Below are 15,261 nucleotides of genomic sequence, written 5' to 3' on the forward strand. Positions count from 1 at the left end.
ATTTTCCTTACCGGTGTTTAATAGGATGTTCCTTCCCCAGCCTCATCCCATTCCGATATTTCCTCTCTAAATATCTCCATTCCAAACTGCTCCATTTCCTCTGCATCCAATCCTTGGAAACACCTTACTGCCTTGTGTCCCGACAGAGCATTTGCAAATTTTTTTAATGCAGCCGTATTCATGCCGTACGGAAATTCCTGCGTAAAGAGCATTCTTTGAAATTCAGCCATCCTCATTTCGCTGCTCTCCCGGATTGTTACGGTGATCGGTGCTCCGGTTTTTACTGAAAACCTCTCACCGATCCGTATATCCCGTTCATCTTTCACATGATTCAAAACCAGGCCGCCCAATAAACTGTTATCCTCTGCTGAATAGCGCCTGATGCCTTTTAAAATATTATTTGCGGCATAAATGGACATATAATCCGGTGAAGTAACAATATATACCTGATCCGCATAGTGCTGTCTCATCGGTACTGAGAAGCCGCCGCATACCACATCTCCCAGAACATCGTACACAATGACATCCCATGATTCATCCAGGATTCCCATACGTTCCAGTTCATCCATAGCTGCCGTTATTCCAAGTCCTGCACAGCCGCAGCCTGCCTGAGGACCACCTGCCTCCAGACAATGCACACCGTTTACTCCTGCAAACAGCACATCCTCCCGGACTAATAACTCATCTTTCTGATTCAGCTGATCCAAAAGAGTGGGTATCCTCTTCCCTGTCAGACCTCTTGTGGAATCCGCTTTGGGATCACAGCCTATATGTAATACTTTTTTCCCTTCCAAGGCCAGTACTGCCGATACATTAGAGGCAATCGTTGATTTCCCGATACCTCCTTTTCCATAAAATGCAATTCTAATAGTTTTCATCTTTGTCCCCATATCTTACTGCAGATTCCCCTGCAATTTTACTGCTTTCCATTTCACTGCCTTTCTTTTTCCCTGCTACACAGGCTTTCCTTCCAACTTCTTTTATATAAACCATATGGACATCAATATCATACAGACGTTTCAGATTCTCTTCCGTCATGATTTCTTCCGTACTTCCCACCTGCAGTCTGCCATCCGTTCCAAGCATACCCACCGCACCTCCTAATAGCAGAACGTGATCGGGCATATGGCTTGTAATAATGACACTATAACCTTTCTGTGCTAATCTTTGAATGAGCTGGATCATGCGCAGTTGATTGCCGTAGTCCAAGTGGTTGGTTGGCTCGTCCAGCATGATTATATCGGGCTGCTGTACGATTGCCCTGGCAATGATTACCTGCTGCCGTTCCCCTCCGCTTAATTCCGTATAAGGACGTTCTGACAGATGAGTAATCCCCAATTCCCCCATCGCTTCCCTGACCAGTTCATAATCCTGTTCCCCTGGCTGTGCACATAATCCAAGGTAGGGTGCCCTACCCATGACGATAAATTCTTCGGTGGAGTAAGCATATGCCGGGGTATGGGATTGGGGAACGTAGCCGATTGTCTGGGCTATTTTTTTCAGAGAAGAATCAGTGAGATTATGTCCGTTTAATAATATTTGTCCTTTTGCCGGACGCAATAAGTTAGCCAGGCAATTCAGAAGAGTGGATTTTCCTGCACCATTCGCTCCCAAAATGGAGAAGATTTCTCCTTTTTGCAGAGTGAAATTAACATCCTGAAACAGCATCCGGCTATGATCACTATGATAAGAAAATGCAAGGTCTTTTACTTCTAAAATCATGACAGCTTCATCCTTTGCTTTAATAATAAGTAAAAATAAAACGGCGCTCCAATTAATCCTGTCAAGATAGAAAGCGGCAGCTCTGCACTGGTTAAATTTCTTGCCAGCGTATCAATCAACAGCAAAAATATGGCACCCAGTACTGCAGAAACGGGAAGCAGTTTTCTGTTATCAGGCCCCACCAGCATTCTTCCAAAATGTGGAATGACCAGACCTATCCATCCGATTGTTCCGCTGATACATACCGCACTGGCTGTAAGAACCGTAGCACAAAATATAACCAGCCCTCTGGATTTTTTAATATTTGTCCCCAGAGTTTTTGCCTCATCTTCTCCCAGGGAAAGAATATTGATCCTCCAGCGGATCAGCAATAATACCAGCATAGACACAATAATCGCGGGTCCTGCATAAATAATATCCCGCCACACTATGCTGGAAAGACTTCCTAACTGCCAGTGGGTTATGGATGCAAGCTGTGTATCCGGGTCTGCCAGGTATTTTAGCAGCCCTAATACAGAGTTCATCAGTCCTCCCACAATTACCCCTGCCAGCACCAAAGTCATCATGGAGTTATTCCGGATAAATCTGGGAATTGCAGTGGCCGCCATTACGGCTATTATTCCACCTCCAAAAGCAGCTATCTGGATTACCAGTTGATTTGACTGAAACAAAATTGCCAAAGATGCCCCGACACAGGCTCCTGCGGATACGCCCAGCATATCCGGTGCCACTAATGGATTTTTAAAAACTCCCTGATAAGATGCACCCGATAAGGATAACGCTGCTCCTACAAGAAGCGCCGCCAGGATACGAGGTAGCCGCAGCGTAAAAACAACTCCTTCCGCCTGCTTCTCCCATGTTTGGGGAATGTCCAGAATCTTTGAAAAAATTATTTTTATAACATCAATTGGAGAGATAAAGTATCTCCCCAATCCAATCGCCATTATTGTCAGTGCCAGCAGCAGCAATATCATGAAAGTTAAAATCACCCCATAGGTTTTCTTCTTTTTTATTTTTGATTCCATAAGGTGCCTCTCCCGTTTCTATTTTACACTGTCTGCATTAGCCGCGTCACTCATGATCTGTGCCAAGTCCTCATCCGTTAATGTATATTGGAAATAATTAGTGAAATAATCTTTCACTTCTTGTTCTATATTGATATCCGAGAAAATATCCGGCTGTATTAACGTTGCCAGCCACATCATCATCAGAGGGGTTTCCACACCGGGAGCATCCCAGCGGTAAATTCCCAGGGGCGTCTTATACACTTTTTTATTGATTACGGCATTTACATTACTCCAGTCCTGACCGTCAATCTTATTCTCATATAAATCCTCAGGGACAAAATCATCAAACCAGCTCAATAAAATAATATCCGGGTTGATTTTTATTATTTCTTCCATGGTAATATCAGAGATATCGGCTGCCACATTATCTGCTCCTGCCAATTCCAGCGCTTCTTTGATAAAATTATCATTTCCCTGCAGCTTTAATTCGGTATTCCTTAAATACAAAACCTTTGGCTTTTCAGCTCCGGCTGTCTTGTCCTGATAAGATTTGATACGGTCATAGGTGTTCCCATAGAGATCAATAAATTCCTGTGCCCTGTCTTCCTTGCCAAGCAGCTGTCCGATTGCCTTAAAACTATTCTGTAGCTCCTCAACGGTTTCGTTTTTCACCATGACCGGAACTATTCCCAAATCCTTCAGCTGCTTCGCTTCATCTGTCTGATAATCCCAGATGACTACAGCCTGTACGCCTGCCTTTACCATTTCTTCCATATTGATTGAAAAATCTTTCCCGATACTGGAAGTATCCAGTGTGCCGTAATGGCTGTCCAGCTTTTCAAAGAAATTACCGGTATATGCCTTCATAGCTCCTGGATTAATGGAAACCATTCGGTCAGAACTTCCGTCTATCGCATAGATAACGGACGACCAGGGCAGCGGCGTTACTGCAATTTTTGAAATATCTGCCGGCACCTTTACTACATTTCCTGCCGCATCCGTTACTTCCCGGACAGCTTCCTCTGCAGCGGTTTCCTGCGCCCCATTCGTTTCACCTGTTTTTGTTCCCTGCCCGCATCCGGCAAACAGTGACATACACATAGCCGCTGTCAGGATCACAGCCGCTGCCTTTTTACTGATTTTGCCTGTCAGTTTGCTTGTGCTGTTCTTTTGCATTTCCTTCTTCATGTTCTTATCCTCACTTTTCTAAATTAAAAAAATCCTTTTCCGAACATCAGAAAAGGATATGCAAAAAAGAGAGGTACTCCCCTTTGCTATACCCTCATTCAATGTTTCGTTAAATAAAGGGTTCCGGCAAAATATTCAAGTATCCTGGCTCGACTTCACTGCTGCAACAGACTTCCCGGAGTTTCCTCCAGTGTCATTTTTGTTACAGCTCCGTCCTACAGTGGCGGCACCGCGCCGGCTTCAGACCGGCTTCCATAAAATATTCTGCTTAAACTATTTTTAATATAACATATCAACTTTATTAATACAACCGCTTATCTAAAAGTATTTTTCTATTGCCTGCTATCAATTTTTTTGATAGTATAAACCAAAGGAGGATACGGTCATGACCTTACAGAACTTAAAATATATTATTGAAATATCTAATTACCAGTCATTTTCAAAAGCCGCTCAGGTATTGTTTGTCTCCCAATCCACACTTTCTACAGCCGTAAAAGAAATAGAACAGGATCTGGGGATTACACTGTTTCACCGCACCAACCGCGGCATAACCCTGACTTATGACGGAGAAGATTTTATCCGGTATGCAAAGGAAATCGTTGGACAGACACAGTATCTGGAACAGCGCTATCGAGCCAGAAATTCTATCCCAATGCGCTTTTCTGTATCCTCCCAGCATCTTCCTTTCGCTATTCGGGCATTTACCCGGTTTTTATCAGAACTGGATTTTAGTACCTATGATATGGCTATACGGGAATGTGATACAAATTCCGTGATCCATGATGTTTCCAGCAGCAAAAGCGAACTGGGCATTTTGGCAATACAGGAATCCAACCTTCGTACACTTCAGACATTATTAACTTCCTATGATATTGAGTTCCATGAAATTGCCCTGATGCAGAATTACGTATTCTTCCGTAACGGCCATCCCCTTTCCGGAAAATCCCGGATCACATTAAAAGACCTGGAGGATTTCCCTTTTGTCACCTATGATCAGGAGACAAAAACCTCACACTTCACAGAAGAGCCTTTATTTTTTAACATTTTGAATAAAAATGTCCATGTCTGTGACCGCTGTACTAAGATTGCCTTGGTGCGAAAAACGGATTGTTTCAGCATCGGACCCGATTTAACCAACAGCAATGCCGATACTTTCCACAAAGGCATGGGCGAAATCCTTGCCAAACCGCTCCAGGAGGAAATTAGCAGGCTGCATCTTGGCTACATCAAGAAAAAAGGTCATAACAAAACCACTCTGGGAGAAAAATATCTGGATTTTCTGCTAGAAGATGTAGCACTGATTCAGAATGCGTCTGTGAAACTGACAGACCAAATTTCCCCGGTTAAATCCTCAGATACATAAAACCGCATCTTCTTGTTTCTGATAGGATAAAAACAATTTTGCCAGCAGGGGATCGAACTGGCTCCCTGCATTACGCTCTATTTCATTGCAGGCATATTCCTTGGAAATGTCTTTGTTATAGGGACGGCAGCTCACCATGGCATCATAACTGTCTGCTATTGCACAGATTCTTGCCGCTACAGGGATTTTCTTTCCTTTCAGGCCTTTGGGATAGCCCTGACCGTCCCAGCGCTCATGATGGTACTCCGCCATTGCCCATACTGTCTGCCGATATTTATGATGTGATTCCTTTAACAAGCTGATCGCAATATCTCCGCCATACAGCGCGTGCCAGTAAATCATAGAGCGTTCTTTTTCCGTAAGCAGATCTTTTTTGCACAATACTTCTTTCGGTACCAATATCTTACCGGCATCATGATAAAGTGCACCCAGTCTTATGCCTTCCAGACAAATCTGTGCGATTTCATCCGGATAGATCTGTTCTTCACAGGATTTCTTAAATAGCTGGCAGGCATTCTTTGCTGTAAAACTCTGATGAATATAGACCTCTCTTGGCAGATTTTGATACAATCTTAATATAATTTTCTGCATTGTATTTGTTGTTAGTGTTTGCATGCGTTTCCCTCCTTTACCGCTCATTTCAAAACAGAAAGCCTGCTTTACCGGCTTTCTATTGTTATGATCAGATCAGTATATTCTTTTCCTGATCCATCATCCGTTCTACAAGTTCCTGTTTATATTTTCGGGCAATAGGAATTGATTCTCCGGTGTTTAAAAACAATTCATTTTTATCTAAATAATCTACATATTTCAGATTCACAATATATCCTCTGTGAGTCCTCATAAATGTGTCATCTTTTATTTTCTCTTCAATATTTTTTAAACTGTCATAAAAAAGAATCTCTCTCTTATCCCTGCATGTTATGCTAATCATACGGTGGTCCACTTTCAGATATACGATAAGTTCTAAGTGAACACGCTGTATTTTCCCATTGCTGATAAATTGCAGGGAGTTCTTCTTGCTTCTCACAATCTCCCAAAAACATTTTTTCATAACCAATTCAAATTTCTTATGAGTAACCTCATTTTCGATAAAATAGTAGAATGGATTCACTTCATAAGATTCTATAATATCTTGTTTCTGATTGCCCAGAAAAAGAATCTGGGCCTGGCATTGATCTTCACGAAAAGCCCTTGCGATTTCTATTCCTTTCATCCTTCCTGGCTCCCATCCAATCACTAAAATATCTACTTCCTGCATCCAGTCATCTTTACAGAAAACTGCTTCTTTTCCATTTTCATATACAAGAAAATTTGTCTGATATCCATACTTGTGTGCTACATACCGGATCAGGCTCTCATAAACCTGCAGCAGGTAAAAGGATGCATTGCATAATAAAATATATAGTGTCTTCTCATCCGCAGATATACCGGAATCTGACATATCTTTCATGGTCACCATCCTGCTTTCTGTTTCGTTAATCATAATATTAATTCCAGCTATCCGGATTTATCTGTAAAATTTCTTTTTTTACTGCAAGACTATTCTTTGTACTCAGCGGAACCATGTCCCCGGAATACATTTCCAGTTTATTTTTCATGATATTTTTCACATATTTTAAGTTTACAATATAAGACCTGCTGGTTCTTAAAAATCCCTTGTTTCTAATCTTATCTTCAATTATTTCCATATTCGCTATAAATTCAAACACATCTTTTTGCATATGTATGATGATATTTCTCCCGTAAACTTCCATAAACTGAATATCATCCAGCTGGATTCTCTTCATCACACTGCCTTTTTTACATAATATCCCGTCTTTAATTTTTTCCTTCTTACGTCCCATTACCTGAAGGAACACATCTTCCAGTTTTTTTGAGTATTCACTTTTCATTAAATAGTAGAAGGGAAAAGTATCATACGCATCTACCGCAAATTCTTTGCTGGAGGTTAGGTAAATAATTTCTCCTTTATATCCTTTTTCTCTCAGCATCCTTGAAGTCTCCACACCATTCATCCTGTCCATAATTATATCCATAAAAATAATATCTATATGGCTTTCTGAAAATATTTCAAAATAATCAATGACTTCCTCACCACTGGTAAATAACTTAATGTAAACATCAAGATTGTATTTTTCAGCAATTTTCTTCAAACATGCTTCATATTTTTCCAAGATTACGGTATTATCATCGCATAAACAAATATTTACCATAATATCACTCCCTGTCTCTTTTAAATATTTAAACAGCCTGGCTCATAATATCGCAAAGCAGTATCTGCATAATAAATATTCCTTTTTCGGTAGTCAGTTCCATGATGCCGTCATAACGCTGTACTGTTTTTTCTATATTCTTTAATCCAAATCCATGATACTCTTTTCTTTTTTTGGTAGTTTCAAACCCGCTGCCATTGACTTCGATGGTTCCCTGCATTGCGTTTTCTATTTTAATTTTCAGCAGGCTCCCCACACAGTACGCAACTACATGGATATATCTTTTACTTTCTTCTACCTTTTCACATGCTTCAATGGCATTATCCAAAGCATTTCCAAAAATTGCACACCAATCTGCCGGCTGTATGTTCAGTTCTTTCTTCAATTTCAGGTCCATTGTCAACCGGATATTTTTTTCTTTTGCTATCTGGGCTTTTTCTGATATAAGGGCATCTAATATGTAATTATCCGTATGTACAATCTTTTCATTGTGATATACCTGTTTTGAGATCCCTTTCAGATACTCTTTTGCCTTTTCTGTATTGCCGTCTTCTAACAGGCTCCCCAGGCATAATAAATGATTTTTTATATCGTGCTGGTATGCCCTTATTTCCTGATTCATGTTCACGATTGACTTATAATGCCTTACCTGGTTTTCCATCTCATGTTCCAGAAGCTGTTTTTCTGTTTCCAGAATCTGCTTCTCCATCTCCGCATTTCGTCTTGCTATCTCAGCACGTTTTCTCAGCTGATCCACCATCATTTTAAATGCTTCCGAAAACTCTCCCAGATACTGGATCTGGATATCAAAATTTCCTTTTGCCACCTGCTTGGTCTGCCATGTAATATGGCTAAGCTTCGATTGTAAATCTTTTAATGGCCCAAGGAGCGGATTTTGTCTTTCCATCTGCCGGTCCAGCACCCCATCTGACATTTCACAGATATATTCATACATGTCCAATATAGATTTCCCCAAAAACAGTAATGATTGGGAAAATTCCCTGTACGGCGGGTCGAACTGCTCCGGATCCAGATAAGCCGAGGGATGGTCATAGAGAACATGATTTACATAATTCTGCATCCGTTCTATATTTTTATCCATAAACGTCACCTGTTTTCATGATCTTAATTGCTGCCTTCCACAGCCTCAAACCTGCAGACACGATCCCCCTTTGCCCAGCAGTCTATTTCTGTAACCGTGTAGGAATTCCCCGTATATTTTTCCAAAATGCCATCCAGAAATCCCTCATCATAGTTACAAACTGCCATCCCCAGTATCGGAAGTCCGGAACAGTCTACATCTTCACTGATAGTAAATACCGCCTTGCGTTTTTTGTCATCAAAGGATTCCATTCTCAGAATCCCTATTTTAAAATCGGAAAGAGTTTTTTGCAGGTGGATCAGAAATGTATCCATATCCAGCGATAGATCCAGCACTTTTTCTGCAAATTCCATACCGGCTTTTTTACCGCAGATCCTTAGGATCTGAACTGTTTTTTCTATCCCATACTGCTGCTCCAATGTATCCCTCATACTGTACATAAATAAACGATAGACAATTACGGGCATCTCCGGCCCCAGGTTTTTTCTTCCTGTCTCCACATCTCCCAGAACATCGAGAGAATATATATTTTGTTTTTTGCTTTCATATTTTTGCATATCTGTCATCTCTTTTCATTATATTTAACTTTTCTTCAGCTTTTCACAGTGATTATCATTCCTGCTTCCACTGCCCCTACCACCTCTTCCGTCTCCTGATCCAGAACGGAAAAGACAGCTGTTGCCGGGTATTCTCCTTTGTCCAGATGGCCTGATAATCTGGCAAAGCGGATCCGCTCACCCGGACTTAATATCTTGGATGCATATATTTCTTTATCAGACTCATCCAGTGTTATTTTCACAGACATCTTGTAGGGATTCTCTGCCGGATTTGTAATCATAACCTCTCCCTTTTCATCTGCACTTTCAAACTGAGGATGCGCCAATATCTGAAACCGGAAATTTTCCGTATCCGCCTTCTTTTGCAGGTCTTCTATTACAGGTACCCCTGTTTTTGCATTCTGATCCAGTTTGTAACCTTCATATATGTGAAATCCACCTGCCAGACACACGATTATACACACTCCGCCCCACAATACCCCCTTTTTCCATCTGCGCACACCCATCTGCTCATGTTTTCTCTGCATGTACCGGTACCTCCTTTACTACAGATTATCTTTTATCTCAATGCTGTTAACCACCAGCTCTTGCTTTGGTTTTTTTACTGCGTCTACATGAACCTTAGAAAGATCTTCGGCTACATTCAGGCCTTTGATCACCTGACCGAATACGGTACTCTTATAATCCAGATAGTAAGCTCCGCCAATCTTCATATAAGTATCTAATGCTGTCTGGTATCTCTGCAAAACGTTTTCCGGTACGCCTTCTGTACCAATTGATTGTATCTTCTGATTTAACTGGTCTTCGTATTCTTTAATTTCTTCTTCACTCATTTTGCTTTCTTTGTTTTTTTCATTTAATTCCAACGTACCATCCCGAACCAGTTCATTCATGTACAAATTTGCAGAAACTAACTTTTGGTCTTCCGGTATCTCCTGGTTTACTATGAAATAAAACTGGCTTTTTTCCGCATCCGTTTTGCCTCCCGCCATAGCCAGCGCACCTGGAAAATGGTGAAGGCCGTCATCATATTCTTTTGCCGGAGACTTTTCCGCACCGGTCATTTCTCCGGCAGTCATTTCTCCATTAGTTTTTTCTACAGCAGTTTTTTCTCCATCAGTCATTTCTCCATCAGTTTTTTCTTCATCGGTTTTTTCTTCATCGGTTCCTTTTGATCCCGCCTGTATGGTATTATCTTTATCAATGTAGTCAAACGGGCTGCCATTGTAATATCCCTGTTCTGCCAGGCTTATAAAATACGCAACCGTTTCCGGTGCCTGATCAGGATAGAGGATCACGGTTATATCTCCGGCTGTAGTATGGAAAATGGCATAAGGTCCATCACTCTTCGCCGTTTGGGGATTCTCTCCTGCATCTGTGGCTTCAATCGGAAACGTTTCTGATATGTCCGCACTTTTCGTTACATAGTTTTGATTGGTGCTGCAGCCTTCCAGTACTGCCATTGCCATAACGGCGCATATTGTAAATAATATTTGTTTCTTCATGCTTCATCTCCTAAGTATACGACCCTGTTTGTCCAGAACTTACTTCACTTCCGTCAGTTTTCCAAACACCGCATACCGGGCATTTAAAAATTCATAAGAACAGGTACACAGAATCAGAATTCTGTCATTCTTTGCCGGTGTAATGTTGCTGGAAAAAGTGGATTTACGGATGATCTCCTGAATCCATTCTTTTTTATCTTTACCGGATTGGAAGCTCAAAGGGAATCCCTCGCTTCCACTCAGGATATTTCCTGCAAATAATTCTATATGATAGGTTTTCTCCTTCGTGTAGAGTATCACCCGGGGATGTTCCTCATAATAGCGCTGCTCTTTATACGAAGACAGTGGGGAAAACATTCTCCCCAAAGTGATATGGTGTCCGTATATCATAGATATTTCACCGGTGAAATCCGGTTTGTTCCGGTAATCTAAAAAAACAGCCCCTATTTCATTAGGAGTTCCATCCGACAGGTGGTGAAGGTAATATTCATTGTCCTTCCCCTGTACCACCGGATAATCTATGGTAGTACCCGGGCTTGTAAGCCAGGCAACCCCGTCCTGATTCAGACCGATTAACTTTTCCATATCCGGTGTCTGACCGTTTTCCCTCTGAATATATATCTCTTTTCGAAGACTTTTGTAATAACCCTCCGACGCGAGGAGCGGTGCGGCATCCTCCCAGATACTTTTTCCAAAATATACAGCGCCCGCCAAAAGAATCACAAGGCAGGCTGCCAGAAGAATCTTTGGAATTTTATTTCTTTTCATTTTCCTTCTTTCTATATAGGTAAAGTATGATTAATAATATGGCCGCCACACAAAATCCAAGTCCTATGACCCCATAACCAATTGCCTGTTCTACTCCCGTCTTGGGTATCTGTCCGCTGTGTGGAGGATTGTTATTACCGGGGGGATATGTAACAGGTGTCTTTGTGGTCTCCGTGGTTTTATTTGATTCTGCCGGTTCGGTTCCTTCTGTATCATCTGTATCATCCGTATCACCGGGTTCCTCTGTTGCCTTTGTTTCATCCGTTTCCCTGGGCTCCTTGTAAAGGCTGACCTCTATTTCGTATGGCAGGGTAATGGCATCCAGGAGAACTTCTCCTTCTGCCGGGTATGGAAGATAATCCTTCTTATAGACTTTCCATCGGATCTGGTTATTTTCAAACTCTGCCAGTGTCCCTTTTTCCCCGGACTTGCTTTCCCCCTGTAAATATTGCTTTTGTGCATCTGTTCCTGTCCCATAAGCCACATCCAATTGGTAAATACCGTCTGTACCGCTTTGTCCAAATAATACGTATCTGCCAAGTTCCGGAACATACAATTCCACAGAAGCTCCTTCAACAGGCTTTGCTGTTTCCTCATCCCTGACAATGAATTTAAGCTTTCCCATATAATCAACGACTACTCCCGCTGTTATATCCGTGCTGCTTTTGCCCGGTGTGTAGGACTCAGTTGGCCTTACTTCTCCTGATGTTCCTGATTTTGCTGATACACCGTTACTGCAGCAGCACCATGCCAAAAGCGCCGTTAACAGCAAAACTGCAAAACCACGTGTTTTTTTCAATAATACCATCACCTCATAACCACCTCATCTCTCTATTATCACAACTGCTTTTCTGGCTGTTTCTCCGATATATCTGTCATCTTCCGTCTGATAGAACTGTATCAGCACTGTACAGGGATAAACACCCGGTTCCAGTTTTGTATTCAAATATACGGAATCTATGTAAAATCCGGGATCTATCCCATCTGATTCATATAGTACACTTCCATCCCGGTCTGAAAGAATGCTTCCTTTGATGCAGAACCTGTTCCGGCTGCCATTGGCTAAACGGATCGTTCCTTTATCATCCGGGTTCTGAAAATAGATAACGGATTCTATATTTATATATTGCATGGCATCCGCCAGAAGACTGTTCTGTTCTTCTTTTCTGTCATTCTCTCTTTCTCTGGCTGTGTTGTCCCTGACCAGAGGAAATTCTGAGGGATTCCAGACAGTGTAGATGCCAAGTCCGGTATAGAATCCTCCTGCCAGCATACACATGGCAGAAGCCGCTAATAATAGCTTGTTTTTCCATGCCTGTCTGATCCTTATCATGAATAAACTTTTCCATCTTTAATCTGCAGTAAAATATTTACTTTTGTTTTTGCTATTTCATCTTCTGTTTCATCCAGGGCGTATGTGGTGAATACCGCTGTTGCATGATAATTTCCGCTCTTTAACTGTTTATTAAGCTCTACATATTCAATGTAATAACCGGGATCAATCAGACCCGATTGATAAATTATCTCCCCGGTTTCATCTAATACCAGATCGATCTGAAGAGAGTAACGGTTTCCCGGAACATTTTCTATGCCCAGTTTTCCTTTTTTACCTCCTTCTTCAAATACCGGTTCTGCTGCGATACCGATATCTACCATTCCTTCTTCTACCTTTTGGCTGAGAAGCTCTGCCATCTCCGAAGGGCTTTTTCCCGGAAGAAGCCCGCCCAGGGCGTCTTCATCTCTTGTAAGCCTGTCCTTTCCCTGAGACTTCTGGGATTGATAATAGAAACCTCCTGCGATTCCTCCCAGAATTAAGATCAGGGCAAGGACAATGAGCCACTTTTTGCCCTTTTTCTTCTGCTCCATACCTTATGTCTGCTCCTTTCTGATTCTGTCCTCTGCTGCTGTAACTACAGAATTAATCAGTATTTACCTGCCATATAATCTTGCCGGCTTTGACGGATTCCTCAATCTGCGAATACTGTCCCCGGTATCCGCCTACCTCCACTCCCAGTTTCAATTCTTTTTCATACGGTTTATTTGCCGTCCCCGAAGGGGTGAAGCCCTCTTTATTCAAGGGTGCCTGCAAAGATATCTCCTGATCCAGCCAGATGCTTTTATCTGCGGTATCCGGTCTGTTAAAAATGTATGAACTGTTTTCATCTGTAAGACTTACACGAAAGTTTTTATAATTCCCCTGGTCCGTGGTTAGTTTACTGTCTTCTGCCGCTGCTTTCCAGTATCCCTGCTCCTCACCGGGATTTTCGATACCTTCCACACAGGCATTTAAACGGACTGCCTTTCCCTGCCTTACTGCAGGATTGTAGTTTTCATTTCCATCTGCATCCTGATCCGCAGTCTGGGTGGAATAATTTTTCACCCAAAGTCTGGAATCTCCCACCACACCAATCTCATAATCGCTTGCCGGATTGTCATGGTCCAGTACGTTTACAACGATATTTGGCAAAAGCAGCGTCCCGTTATCGACAGATATCTTCACTCTGCTGCCCGCATCTAACGTCCCGTTTACCACGAAGGCAAACGTAGTGGGAACGGTAACGGAGATCCGGGGGCTGTAATCTTTTTTTGCTACATCCAGCCATATATTCTGGCTGGGACCAGGGTCGGCTGCCTGTATACACAACACATCTCCCGCCATAAAACCGGCTGCCATACAAATTCCCATGGCAAATGTTATTTTCCTTTTTATCTTCATTTTGTTTATCCCTTCTTTCCAACAGAATTTTATGGAAAAAACCTTTTGCAGAAAAACCTATCCATTCAGATTTGCCTGCAACAAACTTTTTCCATTCCCGGGGATGCCAAAGCATATACGGATAATTCCGTGTTGGGATATGCCCCAACCTGCTTATTGGTATCCCCCGGTATGATGCCATTTTAATATTTGAGTATTTTTATTTCAGTTTTTTATTTCAGTTTTTTATTTCAATCATATTCTTGTTATTTATTAGTTAGTTTCAGAAAAATCATTACCCGGTGCTGTAGGAATATTATTTGTTGTATTGTCAACCTCATATCCTACCGTCCAAACGATAGTTCCTACTTTTGCAGACTGTTCAATCTGTTTGTAATCCCCGCGTTTTCCGCCAACCTGTACATCAAATGCCAGGTCTTTAGCTGCGCCGGTTTTAGCCAGTTTCGTAGTAGCATCTACATTAGCTGCATCAGATACATCCGGTGCATCCAGTACTACCGCATTTGCCATTTCGAAAGTATTCGCTCCTGCTGCCTTACTGAATTTCTGGCTTTCCAGGCTGAGGGTAAATTCTTTGAATCCCTGTGCGTTTGCACTGTGCTTCCAGTAGTTGCGGTCTTTATCAGATCCTTTATTTTCAATAGCTCCTGTCAGATTCACCGGAATACCATCACGACCGCCGCCTGTATTTGCCTTTGTAGAATAATTCGTAAAGGTCATGGTGCTGTCCTGTTCAACAGCAATCTCATAATCACTGGTATTTGAAGTAGGATCTAACACGTTTACTTTCACATTTGGAAGCAGTATGGTACCGTCTGTGGATGACAGCGGATTATTCTGTTTTGCAGCATCCAAAGTTCCGTTTACTACAAATGCAAAAACAGTAGGTACAGTAACACGAATACGTGCATCTGCATTTGTCTCATCATCTACTACAACACCGGCATACACATCTGTGCCGCCTGGTACAGTAACGACATCACCGCCTGAATTTGTTGTGGCTGCCATCGCCGGGATTGTCATTGACATGCAGAGTGCTGCTGCTGTTAAGGTTCCTAATACTTTCTTTGCTGTGTTTTTTCTTCTCATTATAATTTCCTCCAATAGTATTTTTTAT

18 protein-coding genes and 1 riboswitch are annotated in these 15,261 nt (G+C 41.9%); of the genes, 1 reads left to right on the forward strand and 17 read right to left on the reverse strand.

The features are described from left to right. Positions 1–17 precede the first annotated feature (17 nt). Genes QR40_RS14110 through QR40_RS14125 form a run of 4 tightly spaced genes read right to left on the reverse strand, consistent with a single transcriptional unit; the run spans position 18 to position 3,917 of the window. Positions 18–878: a nitrogenase iron protein NifH gene (locus QR40_RS14110; protein WP_044295608.1), complete on the reverse strand. Its 861-nt coding sequence runs from the start codon at positions 876–878 to the stop codon at positions 18–20. Further along, a complete protein-coding gene (locus tag QR40_RS14115; protein ID WP_063837579.1) occupies positions 865–1,722 on the reverse strand; it encodes an ABC transporter ATP-binding protein in 858 nt (285 codons plus the stop codon). The genes QR40_RS14110 and QR40_RS14115 overlap by 14 nt, the downstream gene beginning before the upstream one ends. Next, positions 1,719–2,747 carry a FecCD family ABC transporter permease gene (locus QR40_RS14120; RefSeq protein WP_044295610.1) on the reverse strand — a complete coding sequence of 343 codons (1,029 nt, stop codon included), beginning with the start codon at positions 2,745–2,747 and terminating at the stop codon, positions 1,719–1,721. The genes QR40_RS14115 and QR40_RS14120 overlap by 4 nt, the downstream gene beginning before the upstream one ends. Positions 2,748–2,765: 18 nt before the next feature. After that, complete coding sequence (locus QR40_RS14125) at positions 2,766–3,917, reverse strand: ABC transporter substrate-binding protein (RefSeq protein WP_242858532.1); 1,152 nt, start codon at positions 3,915–3,917, stop codon at positions 2,766–2,768. Between the two features lie 117 nt (positions 3,918–4,034). Further along, positions 4,035–4,223, reverse strand: a riboswitch (cobalamin riboswitch). A 79-nt stretch (positions 4,224–4,302) separates the two neighbouring features. Here QR40_RS14125 and QR40_RS14130 point away from each other — a divergent pair. Then, complete coding sequence (locus QR40_RS14130; RefSeq protein ID WP_063837580.1) at positions 4,303–5,280, forward strand: LysR family transcriptional regulator; 978 nt, start codon at positions 4,303–4,305, stop codon at positions 5,278–5,280. Here QR40_RS14130 and QR40_RS14135 read toward each other — a convergent pair. The 13 genes from QR40_RS14135 to QR40_RS14195 all read right to left on the reverse strand — a co-directional run bounded on the left by QR40_RS14135 (position 5,269) and on the right by QR40_RS14195 (position 15,233). Next, positions 5,269–5,895, reverse strand: coding sequence for an HD-GYP domain-containing protein (locus QR40_RS14135; protein ID WP_052377649.1), 627 nt, complete (start codon positions 5,893–5,895; stop codon positions 5,269–5,271). The two genes, QR40_RS14130 and QR40_RS14135, sit on opposite strands and share 12 nt — an antisense overlap. Positions 5,896–5,962: 67 nt before the next feature. After that, on the reverse strand, positions 5,963–6,766 hold the full coding sequence (locus QR40_RS14140; RefSeq protein WP_081998912.1) for a LytR/AlgR family response regulator transcription factor: 804 nt from the start codon (positions 6,764–6,766) through the stop codon (positions 5,963–5,965). A 4-nt stretch (positions 6,767–6,770) separates the two neighbouring features. Beyond that, positions 6,771–7,496 (reverse strand): LytR/AlgR family response regulator transcription factor, encoded by a 726-nt coding sequence (locus tag QR40_RS14145; protein WP_027292492.1) that lies wholly within the window; start codon positions 7,494–7,496, stop codon positions 6,771–6,773. 28 nt (positions 7,497–7,524) lie between these two features. Then, entirely contained in the window at positions 7,525–8,598 is a 1,074-nt protein-coding gene (locus QR40_RS14150) for an ATP-binding protein (protein ID WP_027292491.1), read from the reverse strand. A gap of 23 nt (positions 8,599–8,621) precedes the next feature. Beyond that, on the reverse strand, positions 8,622–9,155 hold the full coding sequence (locus QR40_RS14155) for a V4R domain-containing protein (RefSeq protein ID WP_044295615.1): 534 nt from the start codon (positions 9,153–9,155) through the stop codon (positions 8,622–8,624). Positions 9,156–9,190: 35 nt separating this feature from the next. Next, positions 9,191–9,682 carry a hypothetical protein gene (locus tag QR40_RS29875; protein WP_052430856.1) on the reverse strand — a complete coding sequence of 164 codons (492 nt, stop codon included), beginning with the start codon at positions 9,680–9,682 and terminating at the stop codon, positions 9,191–9,193. 18 nt (positions 9,683–9,700) lie between these two features. Next, positions 9,701–10,660: a peptidylprolyl isomerase gene (locus tag QR40_RS14165; RefSeq protein WP_044295617.1), complete on the reverse strand. Its 960-nt coding sequence runs from the start codon at positions 10,658–10,660 to the stop codon at positions 9,701–9,703. A 39-nt stretch (positions 10,661–10,699) separates the two neighbouring features. Then, positions 10,700–11,428, reverse strand: a complete 729-nt coding sequence (srtB, locus tag QR40_RS14170) for a class B sortase (protein ID WP_052430857.1) — start codon at positions 11,426–11,428, stop codon at positions 10,700–10,702. Beyond that, positions 11,415–12,236 (reverse strand): LPXTG cell wall anchor domain-containing protein, encoded by an 822-nt coding sequence (locus QR40_RS14175; protein WP_044295619.1) that lies wholly within the window; start codon positions 12,234–12,236, stop codon positions 11,415–11,417. The genes srtB and QR40_RS14175 overlap by 14 nt, the downstream gene beginning before the upstream one ends. Positions 12,237–12,251: 15 nt before the next feature. Continuing rightward, positions 12,252–12,761 (reverse strand): hypothetical protein, encoded by a 510-nt coding sequence (locus QR40_RS14180; protein WP_044295621.1) that lies wholly within the window; start codon positions 12,759–12,761, stop codon positions 12,252–12,254. Beyond that, complete coding sequence (locus QR40_RS14185) at positions 12,758–13,294, reverse strand: hypothetical protein (protein WP_027292486.1); 537 nt, start codon at positions 13,292–13,294, stop codon at positions 12,758–12,760. Before QR40_RS14185 ends, QR40_RS14180 begins: the two co-directional genes overlap by 4 nt. A gap of 52 nt (positions 13,295–13,346) precedes the next feature. Beyond that, a complete protein-coding gene (locus QR40_RS14190; RefSeq protein ID WP_044295623.1) occupies positions 13,347–14,144 on the reverse strand; it encodes a hypothetical protein in 798 nt (265 codons plus the stop codon). A gap of 252 nt (positions 14,145–14,396) precedes the next feature. Continuing rightward, positions 14,397–15,233, reverse strand: coding sequence for a hypothetical protein (locus QR40_RS14195; RefSeq protein WP_027292484.1), 837 nt, complete (start codon positions 15,231–15,233; stop codon positions 14,397–14,399). Positions 15,234–15,261: the final 28 nt, after the last annotated feature.

This window comes from Robinsoniella peoriensis, assembly GCF_000797495.1.
Taxonomy (GTDB): Bacteria; Bacillota; Clostridia; order Lachnospirales; family Lachnospiraceae; genus Robinsoniella; species Robinsoniella peoriensis.